Source organism: Pseudomonas sp. UBA6562 (assembly GCF_002434265.1).
Lineage (GTDB): Bacteria > Pseudomonadota > Gammaproteobacteria > Pseudomonadales > Pseudomonadaceae > Aquipseudomonas.
The window spans coordinates 82,481-97,505 of sequence record NZ_DJJS01000004.1; the positions used below are offsets into that span (position 1 = coordinate 82,481).

At 65.0% G+C, this 15,025-nt stretch carries 13 protein-coding genes and 1 other RNA gene; all 14 read left to right on the forward strand.

Annotation, left to right across the window (positions count from 1 at the left end):
• Positions 1-26: 26 nt before the first annotated feature.
• Positions 27-902: a 16S rRNA (cytidine(1402)-2'-O)-methyltransferase gene (gene rsmI / locus B4M43_RS04590; RefSeq protein WP_296265323.1), complete on the forward strand. Its 876-nt coding sequence runs from the start codon at positions 27-29 to the stop codon at positions 900-902.
• Between the two features lie 67 nt (positions 903-969).
• Positions 970-1,329, forward strand: an RNA gene (gene rnpB / locus B4M43_RS04595) — RNase P RNA component class A.
• 309 nt (positions 1,330-1,638) lie between these two features.
• Positions 1,639-2,094, forward strand: a complete 456-nt coding sequence (gene mraZ / locus B4M43_RS04600) for a division/cell wall cluster transcriptional repressor MraZ (RefSeq protein ID WP_296264623.1) — start codon at positions 1,639-1,641, stop codon at positions 2,092-2,094.
• On the forward strand, positions 2,091-3,038 hold the full coding sequence (rsmH, locus tag B4M43_RS04605) for a 16S rRNA (cytosine(1402)-N(4))-methyltransferase RsmH (protein WP_296264625.1): 948 nt from the start codon (positions 2,091-2,093) through the stop codon (positions 3,036-3,038). The genes mraZ and rsmH overlap by 4 nt, the downstream gene beginning before the upstream one ends.
• Positions 3,035-3,328 carry a cell division protein FtsL gene (gene ftsL, locus B4M43_RS04610; protein ID WP_296264627.1) on the forward strand — a complete coding sequence of 98 codons (294 nt, stop codon included), beginning with the start codon at positions 3,035-3,037 and terminating at the stop codon, positions 3,326-3,328. Before rsmH ends, ftsL begins: the two co-directional genes overlap by 4 nt.
• Positions 3,328-5,061 (forward strand): peptidoglycan D,D-transpeptidase FtsI family protein, encoded by a 1,734-nt coding sequence (locus tag B4M43_RS04615; RefSeq protein WP_296265325.1) that lies wholly within the window; start codon positions 3,328-3,330, stop codon positions 5,059-5,061. The genes ftsL and B4M43_RS04615 overlap by 1 nt, the downstream gene beginning before the upstream one ends.
• Positions 5,061-6,548 (forward strand): UDP-N-acetylmuramoyl-L-alanyl-D-glutamate--2,6-diaminopimelate ligase, encoded by a 1,488-nt coding sequence (locus B4M43_RS04620; RefSeq protein WP_296264629.1) that lies wholly within the window; start codon positions 5,061-5,063, stop codon positions 6,546-6,548. Before B4M43_RS04615 ends, B4M43_RS04620 begins: the two co-directional genes overlap by 1 nt.
• Positions 6,541-7,908 (forward strand): UDP-N-acetylmuramoyl-tripeptide--D-alanyl-D-alanine ligase, encoded by a 1,368-nt coding sequence (locus tag B4M43_RS04625; RefSeq protein ID WP_296264630.1) that lies wholly within the window; start codon positions 6,541-6,543, stop codon positions 7,906-7,908. The genes B4M43_RS04620 and B4M43_RS04625 overlap by 8 nt, the downstream gene beginning before the upstream one ends.
• Positions 7,908-8,990, forward strand: a complete 1,083-nt coding sequence (mraY, locus tag B4M43_RS04630) for a phospho-N-acetylmuramoyl-pentapeptide-transferase (protein WP_296264632.1) — start codon at positions 7,908-7,910, stop codon at positions 8,988-8,990. The genes B4M43_RS04625 and mraY overlap by 1 nt, the downstream gene beginning before the upstream one ends.
• 6 nt (positions 8,991-8,996) lie before the next feature.
• On the forward strand, positions 8,997-10,343 hold the full coding sequence (gene murD / locus B4M43_RS04635) for a UDP-N-acetylmuramoyl-L-alanine--D-glutamate ligase (protein ID WP_296264634.1): 1,347 nt from the start codon (positions 8,997-8,999) through the stop codon (positions 10,341-10,343).
• Positions 10,340-11,554: a putative lipid II flippase FtsW gene (gene ftsW, locus B4M43_RS04640; RefSeq protein ID WP_414707811.1), complete on the forward strand. Its 1,215-nt coding sequence runs from the start codon at positions 10,340-10,342 to the stop codon at positions 11,552-11,554. Before murD ends, ftsW begins: the two co-directional genes overlap by 4 nt.
• Positions 11,544-12,623 (forward strand): undecaprenyldiphospho-muramoylpentapeptide beta-N-acetylglucosaminyltransferase, encoded by a 1,080-nt coding sequence (gene murG / locus B4M43_RS04645; RefSeq protein ID WP_296264636.1) that lies wholly within the window; start codon positions 11,544-11,546, stop codon positions 12,621-12,623. The genes ftsW and murG overlap by 11 nt, the downstream gene beginning before the upstream one ends.
• Positions 12,616-14,070 (forward strand): UDP-N-acetylmuramate--L-alanine ligase, encoded by a 1,455-nt coding sequence (gene murC / locus B4M43_RS04650; RefSeq protein WP_296264638.1) that lies wholly within the window; start codon positions 12,616-12,618, stop codon positions 14,068-14,070. The genes murG and murC overlap by 8 nt, the downstream gene beginning before the upstream one ends.
• Positions 14,067-15,023: a D-alanine--D-alanine ligase gene (locus B4M43_RS04655; protein WP_296264640.1), complete on the forward strand. Its 957-nt coding sequence runs from the start codon at positions 14,067-14,069 to the stop codon at positions 15,021-15,023. Before murC ends, B4M43_RS04655 begins: the two co-directional genes overlap by 4 nt.
• Positions 15,024-15,025 lie beyond the last annotated feature (2 nt).

Genomic DNA, 15,025 nt, shown 5'->3' on the forward strand with positions numbered 1-15,025 from the left:
TTGTTCCAGACGAGTGGGTGAGTGCAGTGACCGATGCGGCAGAGGCGAAGAAATCCAAGGTAGGCACGCTGTACGTGGTCGCCACGCCCATAGGCAATCTCGACGACATGAGCGCGCGCGCCTTGAAGGTACTGGCCGATGTCGCGCTCATCGCTGCCGAAGACACCCGCCATTCCATCCGCCTGATGCAGCACTTCGGGATCGGCACACCCTTGGCGGCCTGTCATGAGCACAACGAGCGCAACGAAGGCGGGCGCTTTCTCGAGCGTCTATTGGCGGGCGACGATGTGGCCTTGGTGTCCGATGCCGGCACGCCACTGATCTCCGATCCGGGTTACCACCTGGTGCGCCAAGTACGTGCGGCAGGTCTTCCCGTCGTACCGGTGCCGGGCGCTTGCGCGCTGATCGCCGCGTTGTCCGCCGCCGGGCTGCCTTCGGACCGTTTCATTTTCGAAGGTTTCCTGCCGGCCAAGGCGGCAGGCCGGCGCACGCGTCTGGAGCACGTCAAGGAAGAGCCGCGCACTTTGATCTTCTATGAGGCCCCGCACCGTATTCTCGAATGCCTGGAAGACATGCAGGCGATCTTCGGCGACGAGCGGCCTGCGGTACTGGCGCGCGAGATCAGCAAAACCTTCGAAACCATCCGCAGCTTGCCGTTGGGCGAATTGCGGGCGTTCGTCGCGGGCGATTCCAACCAGCAGCGCGGGGAATGCGTGGTATTGGTCGGCGGCTGGAGCGCGCCGGAGGAAGGCGAGTTGGTCGACAAGCAAGCGCAGCGGGTGCTGGGTCTGTTGCTCGCCGAAATGCCGCTTAAGAAAGCAGCGGCGCTGGCGGCCGAAATTACCGGCGTGCGCAAGAACGTGCTGTATCAATTTGCCCTGTCGTTGCAGAAAGGCCAGTAGCGGCAAATCAACATCGAGCACGATGTCGCTTGTGATGAAAGCGCTCTGCCGTTACCCTTGGCGGCGGAGAGTCGGTTGGACAGTCGCTGCCTTCTTTTGTTCCGCAAAAGAGGGGGGAGGAAAGTCCGGGCTTCATAGGGCAGAGTGCCAGGTAACGCCTGGGAGGCGCGAGCCTACGGAAAGTGCCACAGAAAATAACCGCCTACGTACTTCGGTACCGGTAAGGGTGAAAAGGTGCGGTAAGAGCGCACCGCACGGCTGGCAACAGTTCGTGGCTAGGTAAACCCCACTCGAAGCAAGACCAAATAGGGTTCCTTATGGCGTGGCCCGCGTCGGAACCGGGTAGGTTGCTAAAGGCGTCCAGTGATGGCCGTCGTAGAGGAATGACTGTCCTCGACAGAACCCGGCTTACAGACCGACTCTCCGCCTCTTTTCCCTGCCATCGACCGACGGCAGAGTGCGCATCGGTAATGCCGAAAAAATCTTAATCTTCATAAAACACTTTAACTCGACGAGCTATCTGCTTGAGTTGAACGGGTTTTTGCCGCGCCCAGGCACCTCGGATTGTTTTTCCCTCTTCCTTTTGTACGCTAAATCGCCTTGCTCTAAGGGTTTTCCGTATGAACGCGCCTTGACGGTGCGGCGGGCGGATTCCTATAGTGTGCGCAAGTGGCGAAAAGTGGGGGGAAGTGGGTTTTTTGCCATCATCTAGCCAAGAATCAGAGGATTCTCACTCGTGTTTCGCGGAGCCAATGCCGTTAGCCTCGATGCCAAAGGCAGGCTCGCTATGCCGAGTCGGTACCGTGACGAGTTGAATTCGCGAAGTGACGGCCAACTGATCATCACCATCGACGCCGCCGATCCCTGCTTGTGCGTTTATCCCCTCGATGAATGGGAACAGATAGAAACCAAATTGCGCGCCTTACCTTCGTTGCGTGAAGAGAACCGCCGCCTTCAGCGTTTGCTGATCGGCAATGCGGTCGATCTGGAACTCGACGGCAGTGGGCGCTTTCTAGTGCCACCGCGTTTGCGCGAATACGCCCGGCTCGACAAGAAGACGATGCTGGTGGGGCAACTGAACAAATTCCAGTTGTGGGACGAACAAGCCTGGAACGACGTTTCAGCGGCCGATCTCGCAGCTATTCAACAACCTGGCGCCATGCCCGACGATTTGCGTGACCTGATCCTGTGACTAAAGAAAGCGGCTTCAACCACATCACCGTGCTGCTCGACGAAGCGGTCGAAGCATTGGACCTGCGCGACGACGGTTGCTATGTAGATGGCACTTTCGGCCGGGGTGGGCATAGCCGTTTGCTGCTCAGCAGGCTCGGACCGCAGGGGCGTCTACTCGGCTTCGACAAAGACCCTCAGGCAATTGCCACAGGACAAGCGCTGGCGGCCGAAGATGGCCGCTTCGTCATTGTGCAGCGCAGCTTTGCCGAGATGGCCGATGAAGTCGCCACCCAGGGCCTGGAAGGCAAGGTTGCCGGCGTGCTTCTGGACCTGGGCGTATCCTCGCCGCAGCTCGACGACCCGGCGCGCGGCTTCAGCTTCCTCAACGACGGCCCGCTGGACATGCGCATGAATCCCGACCAGGGCATGAGCGCCGCCCAGTTCATCGCCCAGGCCGCGGAAGAAGAAATCGCCCGCGTGTTCAAGGAATACGGCGAAGAGCGTTTCGCGCGCCGCATGGCCAGAGCCGTCGTGCAACGTCGCGAAGAACAGCCGTTCACCCGCACCGCAGACCTGGCCGAAGTGCTCAAGGTCGCCAACCCCGCCTGGGAGAAGGGCAAGAACCCCGCCACCCGGGCGTTCCAGGGGTTGCGCATCCACGTCAACAACGAGCTGGGCGACCTCGAAACCGGGCTGCAAGCCGCTTTCGATGCGCTGCAAGTCGGTGGACGCCTTGTGGTGATCAGCTTCCACTCGCTCGAAGACCGCATCGTCAAACTCTTCATGCGCAAGCTGGCCAAAGGCGAGGCGGACAACCTGCCGCGCAACCTGCCGGTGCAGCACAAGGTCTTCGAACCGCGCGTGCGGCTGATCGGTAAAGCGCAGTTCGCCTCCGAAACCGAACTCAAGGCCAATCCGCGTTCGCGCAGTGCCGTGATGCGCGTGGCGGAGAAGTTGCGGTGAGCAAGCTTTTCGCCAAACCGCTGCCTGGCGGCAGTTTCTTCATGCTCTTGCTGTTCATCGGCGTGCTGGTCTCGGCCATCGCAGTGTCTTACAGCGCGCATTGGAACCGCCAGCTGCTCAACACGCTGTACGGCGAGCTCAACGACCGCGACAAGGCCCAGGCCGAGTGGGGGCGCCTGATTCTCGAGCAAAGCACCTGGACCGCCCATAGCCGTATCGAGAACCTCGCCAGCGAGCAATTGAAGATGCGTGTGCCCGCCGCCGACGAAGTACGGATGATCGCGCCATGATGAAACTCGAAGGTGCGCTCTATCCCTGGCGTTTCCGCGTGGTGATCGCGCTGCTGGCCGTGATGGTGGGCGCCATCTGCTGGCGCATCATCGACCTGCAGGTCGTCGATCGCGACTTCCTCAAGGGCCAGGGCGATGCCCGTAGCCTGCGCCACATTCCCATTCCCGCGCACCGTGGTCTGATCACCGACCGCAACGGCGAGCCGCTGGCCGTCAGTACGCCGGTCACCACCTTGTGGGCCAATCCCAAGGAAATGCAGGTGGCCAAGGACCGCTGGCCGCAATTGGCCGCGGTGATGGGGCAGAACCCGCAGCAATTGATCGAGCGCCTCACCCAGCAGGCCAACAAGGAGTTCATCTACCTGGTCCGCGGCCTGACGCCCGAGCAGGGGCAGCAGGTGCTCGACCTCAAGGTGCCGGGCGTCTACGGCATGGAAGAGTTCCGCCGCTTCTATCCGGCAGGCGATGTGACCGCGCACATGGTCGGCTTCACCGACCTCGACGACCACGGCCGTGAAGGCGTGGAACTGGCCTATGACGAATGGCTGGCCGGCGTGCCGGGCAAGCGCCAGGTCATCAAGGACCGCCGCGGCCGGCTGATCAAGGACGTGCAGGTGACCAAGAACGCCAAGGCCGGCAAGACCCTGGCCTTGTCCATCGACCTGCGTCTGCAATACCTGGCTACCCGCGAGCTGCGCAACGCCATCGCCGAACAGGAAGCCAAGGCCGGCAGCCTGGTGATCATGGACGTCAAGACTGGCGAAGTGCTGGCGATGGTCAACCAGCCCACCTACAACCCCAACAACCGTCGCAGCATGTTCCCGTCGGCCATGCGCAACCGGGCGATCATCGACGTGTTCGAGCCAGGCTCCACGGTCAAGCCGCTGTCGATGAGCGCGGCCCTGGAAAGCGGTCGCTGGAAGCCCACCGACAAGGTCGAGGTCTACCCCGGCAGCCTGCAGATCGGCCGCTACACCATCAAGGACGTGTCGCGCAGCGAAGGGCCGATCCTCGACCTGACCGGCATCCTGATCAACTCCAGTAACGTCGGCATGAGCAAGGTCGCCTTCGACATCGGTGGCGAAGCGATCTACCGGGTCATGTCCCAGCTGGGCCTCGGTCAGTACACCGGCCTGGGCTTCCCGGGCGAGCGCGTCGGCAACCTGCCCAACCACCGCGAGTGGCGCAAGGCCGAAACCGCGACCCTGTCCTACGGCTATGGCCTGTCGGTAACGGCCCTGCAACTGGTGCACGCCTACGCGGCCCTGGCCAACGACGGCAAGATGGTGCCGCTGTCGATCCTCAAACTCGACAAGGAGCCCGAGGCCACCCAGGTGGTGCCCAAGGCCACCGCCGAGACCATCCAGGGCATGCTCCAGCAAGTGATCGAGGCGCCGCGCGGCGTCTACCGCGCTCAGGTGCCGTTCTATCACGTGGCCGGCAAGTCCGGGACCGCACGTAAGGCCACCGTCGGCTCCAAGGGCTACACCGAGAACGCCTACCGTTCCTTGTTCGCAGGCTTCGGTCCGATGAGCGACCCGCGTTACGCCATCGTCGTGGTCATCGACGAACCGAGCAAAGGCGGCTACTTCGGCGGCCTGGTCTCGGCGCCGGTGTTCAGCAAGGTCATGTCCGGCACGTTGCGCCTGCTGAACGTGCCGCCAGACAACTTGCCGCCACCGACCGATGCGCAGCAAGCCAGTTCAGTACCCGCCAAAGGAGGGCGTGGATAATGACGATGCCACTGAGCAAATTGTTCGCCCACGCCAGTCACGATCCGTTGATCCGCGAACTGACCCTCGACAGCCGCCAGGTACGCCCTGGCGATCTGTTTCTCGCCGTGCCGGGCGCCAAGCTCGACGGCCGTGCGCACATCGCCGATGCGCTGGCCCGCGGCGCGGCGGCGGTCGCCTATGAGGAGCAGGGTTCGGTAGTGCTGCCGCTCACCGACGTGCCGCTGATTCCGGTCAAGGGCCTGGTGGCGCAACTGTCGGAGATCGCCGGGCGTTTCTACGGCGAGCCCAGCCGCCAGTTGGACCTGATCGGCGTGACCGGCACCAACGGCAAGACCAGCGTCACCCAGTTGGTGGCTCAAGCGCTCGATCTGCTGGGGCAACGCTGTGGCCTTATCGGCACCTTGGGTACGGGCTTCCATGGCGAGTTGCAAAGCGGCCGCCTGACCACGCCCGACCCGATCGCAGTGCAATCCACGCTGTACGACTTGAAGAAAGCCGGCGCCCGCGCCGTGGCGATGGAAGTCTCGTCCCACGCGCTCGACCAGGGCCGGGTCGCCGCTCTTGCGTTCGACATCGCGGTGATGACCAACCTGTCGCGCGACCACCTCGACTACCACGGCAGCATGCAAGCCTACGAGGCCGCCAAGGCCAAGCTGTTCGCCTGGCCGGGGCTGCGCTGTCAGGTGGTCAACCTAGACGACGACTTCGGCCGTCGCCTAGCCGCCGATTTCGCCGCCATGCCGGGCCGCGAGCTCATCGAAACCCGGCTGATCAGCTACAGCCTGGAGCAGTCCGAAGCCTCGTTGTACTGCCGCGCCGCCACCTTCAGCGACGATGGCGTGCATGCCACCCTGGTCACCGCCCAAGGCGAGCGGACCCTGCGCAGCCAACTGCTGGGCCGCTTCAACTTGAGCAATACCCTGGCCGCTGTGGCTACCTTGCTGGCCCTGGATTATGCGCTGGACGAAATCCTTGCGGTCGTCCCGCAACTACAGGGCCCGGTAGGGCGCATGCAGCGCCTGGGCGGCGGCGACAAGCCGCTGGTGGTGGTCGACTACGCCCATACCCCGGATGCGTTGGACAAGGTGCTCACCGCCCTGCGCCCGCATGCCCGCGGCAAGCTGCTGTGCCTGTTCGGCTGCGGCGGCGACCGTGACCGCGGCAAGCGCCCGCTGATGGCCGAAGTGGCCGAGCGCCTGGCAGACCGCGTGGTGGTGACTGACGACAATCCACGCCACGAAGTGCCCGCGCGCATTTTCGACGACATCCGCCCAGGTTTCAGCCGTGTCGAGGCGGTCGAGTTCATCGACGGTCGTGGCTCGGCCATCGCCCGGTTGATCGCTTCTGCCGCCGTCGACGACGTCGTGGTGCTGGCAGGCAAGGGGCATGAGGACTACCAGGAGATCGCCGGCCAACGCCACGACTTCTCCGATCTGCAAGAAGCCGAACAGGCCCTGGCCCATTGGGGAGTGCAACATGCTTGAGGCCATGACCCTCAGCCAATTGGTCGAGCCGCTGCAAGCCTCGCGCCTGGGCGCCGACGCGCGCTTCGACGGTGTGAGCATCGACAGCCGTTCGGTCGTGCCTGGCCAGTTGTTCGTCGCCCTCGCCGGGCCGCGTTTCGACGGCCACGACTACCTGGCCGACGTCCAGGCCAAAGGCGCGGTCGCAGCACTGGTCGAACGTGAGGTACCCGGCATCGACCTGCCGCAACTGCGCGTGGCCGACTGCCGCCTGGCCCTCGGCCAGCTCGGCGCACTGAACCGCGCCGCCTTCACCCAGCCGGTGGTGGCCATCACCGGCTCCAGCGGCAAGACCACGGTCAAGGAAATGCTCGCCAGCATCCTGCGCACGCGCGGCGAAGTGTTGGCCACCCGCGGCAACCTCAACAACGACCTGGGCGCGCCGCTGACGCTGCTGGAGATCGCGCCGCAACACCGCGCCGCGGTCATCGAACTGGGCGCCTCGCGCCTGGGCGAGATTCGCTACACGGTGGGCCTGACCCGGCCGCACGTGGTGATCCTCAACAACGCCGGCACCGCCCATGTCGGCGAGTTCGGCGGCCCGGAAAAAATCGTCGAGGCCAAGGGCGAGATTCTCGAAGGCCTGGGCGAGGGCGGCATCGCCGTGCTCAACCTGGACGACAAGGCCTATCCCATCTGGCATGAACGTGCCGGTCGCCACCCGGTGCTCAGCTTCGCCCTGAGCAACGTCGCCGCCGATTTCCACGCCAGCGCCATCGAGCGCGATGCCCGTGGCTGCCCGGGTTTCACCCTGCACGCTGCTCAAGGCAGCGTGCCCGTACAACTGAACCTGCTCGGCGTGCACAACGTCGGCAATGCCTTGGCCGCCGCCGCCGCCGCACACGCCTTGGGCGTGAGCCTGGCGCACATCGCGCAGGGCCTGAACGCGGTGCAACCGGTCAAGGGCCGTACCGTGGCGCAACTGGCACCTGGCGGTGCATGCGTCATCGACGACACCTACAATGCAAATCCCACCTCGATGTGCGCGGCCATTGATATACTCGCCGGCTTTTCCGGTCGCACCGTCCTGGTGCTCGGGGATATCGGCGAGTTGGGGCAGTGGGCCGAGGAAGGCCACCGCCAGGTGGGCGCCTACGCCCGTGGCAAGGTCGACGCCTTGTACGCGGTGGGTAGCCACATGGCACATGCCGTCGATGCATATGGCCACAATGGCCGCCACTTCGCTTCTCAAGCCGAGCTGATCGAGGCCGTCCGCGGCCAGGCCACCGGCAACACCACCATTTTGATCAAGGGTTCGCGCAGCGCTGCGATGGAAAACGTCGTGGCGGCACTGTGCGGTTCCAGCGGGGAGAAACATTAATGCTGCTGCTGTTGGCCGAGTATCTGCAACAGTTCCACAAAGGCTTCGCGGTCTTCCAGTACCTGTCCCTGCGCGGCATTCTCGGGGTGCTGACCGCGTTGTCGCTGTCCTTGTGGCTCGGGCCCTGGATGATCCGCACCCTGCAAATGCGTCAGATCGGCCAGGCCGTGCGCAATGACGGGCCGCAGTCGCACCTGTCCAAATCCGGCACGCCGACCATGGGCGGTGCGTTGATCCTCTCGGCCATCGGCGTCAGTACCTTGCTCTGGGCCGACCTCTCCAACCGCTATGTGTGGGTGGTGCTGATCGTCACGCTGCTGTTCGGCGCCATCGGCTGGGTCGACGACTACCGCAAGGTCATCGAGAAGAACTCGCGCGGCCTGCCAAGCCGCTGGAAGTACTTCTGGCAATCGGTGTTCGGCCTGGGCGCGGCGATCTTCCTCTATCAAACCGCGCCGACCAGCGTCGAAACCACGCTGATCGTGCCGTTCCTCAAGGACGTGACGATCCCGCTAGGCATCGGCTTCGTGGTGCTGACCTACTTCGTCATCGTCGGCTCCAGCAACGCGGTCAACCTCACCGACGGCCTGGACGGGTTGGCGATCATGCCGACCGTGATGGTCGGCGGCGCGCTGGGCATCTTCTGCTACCTGTCGGGCAACGTGAAGTTCGCCGAATACCTGCTGATCCCGTATGTGCCGGGTTCGGGCGAGCTGATCGTGTTCTGCGGCGCGCTGATCGGCGCGGGCCTGGGCTTCCTCTGGTTCAACACCTATCCGGCGCAAGTGTTCATGGGTGACGTCGGCGCGCTGGCGCTGGGCGCGGCCCTGGGCACCATCGCGGTGATCGTGCGCCAGGAAATCGTGCTGTTCATCATGGGCGGGGTGTTCGTCATGGAAACCCTGTCGGTGGTCATCCAGGTCGCCAGTTTCAAGCTGACCGGCAAGCGCGTGTTCCGCATGGCGCCGATCCACCACCATTTCGAACTCAAAGGCTGGCCCGAGCCACGGGTGATCGTGCGCTTCTGGATCATCACCGTGATCCTGGTGCTGATCGGCCTCGCCACCCTGAAGTTGAGGTAGACGCGCGTGTCATTGATCGCTTCCGACCACTTCCGCATCGTTGTCGGCCTCGGCAAGAGCGGCATGTCCCTGGTTCGCTTCCTGGCGAGCCGGGGCATCGCCTTTGCGGTGGCCGACACCCGCGCGCAGCCTCCGGAGCTGGAAACGCTGCGCCGCGACTACCCGCAGGTCGAAGTGCGCTGTGGCGAACTGGACGTCGATTTCCTCTGCCGCGCCGACGAGCTGTATGTGAGCCCGGGCCTGGCCTTGGCCACGCCGGCGTTGCAACAGGCCGCCGCCCGTGGCGTGCGCCTGTCGGGCGACATCGAACTGTTCACCCGGCATGCCAAGGCGCCGCTGGTGGCCATCACCGGTTCCAACGCCAAGAGCACGGTCACGACCCTGGTCGGCGAAATGGCGAGCCAAGCGGGCAAGCGCGTGGCGGTGGGCGGCAACCTCGGCACCCCGGCACTCGACCTGCTGGACGATGCCGTGGAGCTGTACGTGCTGGAGCTGTCGAGCTTCCAGTTGGAAACCGTCGACCCGCTCAATGCGCAGGTGGCCACAGTGCTCAACATCAGCGAAGACCACATGGACCGCTATAGCGGCCTGCCGGCCTATCACCTGGCCAAGCACCGCATCTTCCGTGGCGCCCGACACGTGGTGGTCAACCGTGACGACGCCCTGAGCCGGCCGCTGCCGGTGGAAGGGCGCCCGTCGTCCAGCTTCGGCCTGAGCGTGCCCGACTTCAAAAGCTTCGGGCTGCGCGAACGCGACGGCGAAAAATACCTGGCCTACGAGTTCGAGTGCCTGATGCCGGTGCGCGAGTTGAAAGTGCGCGGCGCGCATAACCAGAGCAACGCCCTCGCGGCCCTCGCCTTGGGCCATGCCGCCGGCCTGCCGTTCGCGCCGATGCTCGACGCGCTGCGCACGTTCACCGGCTTGGCGCACCGCTGCCAGTGGGTGCGCGAACGCAACGGCGTGCAGTGGTACGACGATTCCAAGGCGACCAACGTGGGCGCGGCCCTGGCCGCCATCGAAGGCCTGGGCGCCGAAATCGACGGCAAGCTGGTGCTGATCGCCGGTGGCGACGGCAAGGGCGCCGACTTTTCCGCCCTGCGCGCGCCGGTCGCACGCCACTGCCGCGCCGTGGTGCTGCTGGGCCGCGATGCCGAGCGTCTGGCGCAGGCATTGGGCGAGCAAGTACCGTTGGTCCGTGTGGGCAGCCTCGACGAAGCGGTCGGGCAGTGCGCCGAGCGTGCCGAGCCAGGCGACGCCGTGCTGCTGTCGCCGGCCTGCGCCAGCCTCGACATGTTCAAGAATTTCGAAGAGCGGGGGCGTCTGTTCGCCCAGGCCGCAGAGAGGCTGGCATGATCTTTCGCGTCATCAAGCCATACCCGTCGCCGCTGATCAGCGGCCGTGGCATCGATCTGGATTTCGCTTTCCTCGCCGGTTGCCTGGCGCTGCTCGGCCTGGGCCTGGTGATGATCACCTCGGCTTCTTCGGAAGTGGCCGCCGTGCAGTCGGGCAATCCGCTGTACCACATGTTCCGCCACCTGATCTACGTGGCTCTGGGCCTGGTCGCCTGTGGCGTGACCATGCTGGTGCCGATTTCCACCTGGCAGCGCATGGGCTTCATGATGCTGGTCGGCGCTTTCGCCCTGCTGGTGCTGGTGCTGGTGCCGGGCATCGGCCGTGAGGTGAACGGTTCGATGCGCTGGATCGGCTTCAGCTTCTTCAACGTGCAGCCTTCGGAAATCGCCAAGGTCTTCGTGGTGATCTACCTCGCCGGTTACCTGGTGCGTCGGCAGCAGGAAGTGCGCGAAAGCTGGATGGGCTTCTTCAAGCCGTTCATCGTGCTGCTGCCGATGGCCGGCCTGCTGCTGATGGAACCGGACTTCGGCGCTACCGTGGTGATGATGGGCGCGGCGGCCGCCATGCTGTTCCTCGGCGGGGTGGGGCTGTTCCGCTTCAGTCTGATGGTGGTGCTGGCGGTGGTCGCGGTGTTCGTGCTGGTGCAGGCGCAGCCGTACCGGATGGCGCGCCTGATCACCTTCACCGACCCCTGGTCGGACCAGTTCGGCTCCGGCTACCAGCTGACCCAGGCGCTGATCGCCTTCGGTCGCGGCGAATGGTTGGGCGTGGGCCTGGGCAACAGCGTGCAGAAACAGTTCTACCTGCCCGAAGCGCACACCGACTTCGTGTTCTCGGTACTGGCCGAAGAGCTGGGCGTGGTCGGCACCCTGTGCACCGTGGCGCTGTTCGTGTTCGTCACCGTGCGTGCGCTGTACATCGGCTTGTGGGCGGAAAAGGCCAAGCAGTATTTCGCGGCCTACATGGCCTTCGGCCTGGCGTTCCTGTGGATCGGCCAGTTCCTGATCAACATCGGCGTGAACGTCGGCCTGCTGCCGACCAAGGGCCTGACTTTGCCGTTCCTCAGCTATGGGGGCAGTTCGCTGGTGATCTGCTGCGCCTGCGTGGGGCTGTTGCTGCGCATCGAGTGGGAAAGCCGAACCCATTTGGGCAGCGAAGAGCACGAATTCAGCGAGAAGGATTTTGCCGAGGAGCCCGCCCATGGCCGCTGACGGCAAGAACGTACTGATCATGGCCGGCGGCACCGGCGGCCATGTGTTCCCGGCCTTGGCCTGCGCGCGCGAGTTCCAGGCCCGCGGCTACACCGTGCACTGGCTCGGCACGCCCCGTGGCATCGAGAACGAGTTGGTGCCCCAGGCCGGTATCGCCCTGCACCTGATCCAGGTCAGCGGGCTACGCGGCAAGGGCAAACTGTCACTGCTCAAGGCGCCGTTGACGCTGGTCAAGGCCGTGCTGCAGGCCCGGCGCATCATGCGCGAACTGCGGCCGGTGTGCGTCCTGGGTTTTGGCGGCTATGTCACCGGCCCTGGCGGCGTCGCCGCCAAATGGTGCGGGGTGCCCTTGATCATCCATGAACAGAACGCCCGGGCCGGTACCGCCAATCGCTTGCTGGTGCCCATGGCGGCGCGGGTCTGCGAGGCCTTCCCCGATACCTTCCCGACCAGCGACAAACGTCGCACCACCGGCAACCCGGTGCGTCCCGAACTGTTCCTGCAGGCACCACGCGAGCCATTGGGCGCGCGTCGCGCGCGTCTGCTGGTGCTCGGCGGTAGCCTGGGTGCGGAACCATTGAATAAATTGCTGCCTAAGGCCCTGTCCGAAGTGCCCGCGAGCGTCCGCCCGGAAGTCTTCCACCAGGCCGGCAAGCAGCACGCCGAGATCACCGACCAGCGCTACCGCGAGGTCGGGGTGCAGGCGCACGTCGAACCCTTCATCAAGGACATGGCCCATGCCTATGGCTGGGCCGACCTGGTGGTCTGCCGCGCAGGCGCACTGACCGTGAGCGAACTGGCCGCCGCCGGCTTGCCGGCGCTGTTGGTGCCCTTGCCCCATGCGATTGACGACCACCAGACCCACAACGCCCATTACCTGGCGCAGGACGGCGCGGCCTTCCTGATGCCACAAGCGACCACTGGCGCAGCCCAGCTCGCTGAACGTCTGAACGAGGTGCTGATGCAACCCGAGAAGCTCCACACCATGGCCGGCACCGCGCGTCGGCTGGCCAAACCTGCGGCAACCAGCACCGTAGTCGATATCTGCCTGGAGGTGGCCCATGGTTGAACACCAGAAAGCCATGCCCCACCCGAAAATGGGCCGCATCCGGCGCATCCACTTCGTCGGTATCGGCGGCGTGGGCATGTGCGGGATCGCCGAAGTCCTGCTGAACCTGGGCTACCAGGTGTCCGGCTCCGACCTGAAGGCTTCGACGGTGACCGAGCGCTTGCAGTCGTTCGGTGCCGAAATCTTCGTCGGCCACCGCGCCGAAAACGCCGCCAGCGCCGATGTGCTGGTGGTGTCGAGCGCCATCAACCCGGCCAACCCGGAAGTGGCGACCGCCCTGGAGCGGCGCATCCCCGTGGTGCCGCGGGCCGAAATGCTCGCCGAGCTGATGCGCTACCGCCATGGCATCGCCGTGGCCGGCACCCACGGCAAGACCACCACCACCAGCCTGCTGGCCTCGGTGTTCGCCGCAGGCGGCCTGGACCCGACCTTCGTCATCGGCGGCCGCCTGACCGCCGCCGGTACCAATGCCCAGCTCGGCACCAGCCGCTACCTCATCGCCGAAGCCGACGAGAGCGACGCCAGCTTCCTGCACCTGCAACCGATGGTCGCCGTGGTCACCAACATCGACGCCGACCACATGGCGACCTACGAAGGCGACTTCAACAAGCTGAAGAAGACCTTCGTCGAATTCCTGCACAACCTGCCGTTCTACGGCTTGGCGGTGATGTGCCTGGACGACCCTGTCGTGCGCGAGATCCTGCCCCAGGTCAAACGCCCGACGGTCACCTACGGCTTCAGCGAAGAGGCCGACATCCGCGCCATCAACGTGCGCCAGCAGGGCATGCAGACCCACTTCACCGTGCTGCGCCGTGACCTCGCCCCGCTGGAAGTCTCGGTCAACATGCCGGGCAACCACAACGTGCTCAATGCCCTGGCGACCATCGCCATCGCCACCGACGAGGGCATCAGCGACGAAGCCATCGTGCAAGGGCTGTCGGGCTTCCAGGGCGTTGGGCGACGCTTCCAGGTGTATGGCGAGCTGCCGGTCGAAGGCGGCAGCGTGATGCTGGTCGACGACTATGGCCATCACCCCACCGAAGTCGCCGCGGTGATCAAGGCCGTACGCGGCGGCTGGCCGAGCCGCCGTCTGGTGATCGTCTACCAGCCGCACCGCTACAGCCGTACCCGCGACCTGTACGACGATTTCGTGCAGGTGCTGGGCGATGCCAACGTACTGCTGCTGATGGAAGTCTATCCAGCGGGCGAAGAGCCCATTCCCGGCGCCGACAGCCGTCAGCTGTGCCACAGCATCCGCCAGCGCGGCAAGCTCGACCCCATCTACATCGAGCGTGGCGCCGAGCTCGCGCCCCTGGTCAAGCCGCTGCTGCGCGCCGATGACATCCTGATCTGCCAAGGCGCCGGCGACGTCGGCGGTCTGGCGCCACAACTGATGAAAAGCCCGCTGTTCGCGGGTGCCAAGACTGCCCAGGAGACGTTGAAATGAGCAGCGCCTACGACCGACTGCACGCCACCCTCGACGTCAAGGCCTACGGCCGCGTCGCGGTCCTGTACGGCGGCAAGAGCGCCGAGCGCGAAGTGTCGCTCAAGTCAGGCAACGCCGTGCTCGGCGCCTTGCGTGACGCCGGCGTCGACGTGGTCGGCATCGATGTCGGCGACGACCTGCTGCAACGTCTGCTGGACGAGCACATCGACCGCGCCTTCATCATCCTGCATGGCCGCGGCGGCGAAGACGGCAGCATGCAGGGCCTGCTCGAATGCCTGGGCATCCCCTACACCGGCAGCGGCATCCTGGCCTCGGCCCTGGCGATGGACAAGCTGCGCACCAAGCAGGTGTGGCAGAGCCTGGGCATTCCGACCCCGCGCCACGCCGTGCTGGCCAGCGAAAACGACTGTATTCGCGCCGCCACGGAACTGGGCTTCCCGCTTATCGTCAAACCCGCCCATGAAGGTTCAAGTATCGGCATGGCCAAGGTGAACAGCGCGCAAGAGCTGGTCGCCGCTTGGCAGGATGCCGCCCACTACGATTCCCAGGTCCTTGTCGAGCAATGGATTCATGGTCCCGAGTTCACTGTCGCGGTATTGCGCGGCCAGGTGCTGCCGCCGATCGCCCTTGGCACGCCCCATGTGTTCTACGACTACGACGCCAAATACGTCGCCAATGACACCCAATACCGAATTCCCTGCGGGCTCGATGCCGCGCGGGAGCAAGAACTGATCGACCTGACCGCGCGCGCCTGCGATGCCATCGGCATCGAAGGCTGGGGGCGGCTGGACGTGATGCAGGACGAGCAAGGCCGCTTCTGGCTGCTCGAAGTCAACACCGCACCAGGCATGACCGATCATAGCCTGGTACCCATGGCGGCCCGCGCGGCCGGTCTGGACTTCCAGCAGTTGGTGCTGGCGATCCTGGCCGCCAGCGTCGAGACGCGAGGTTAACG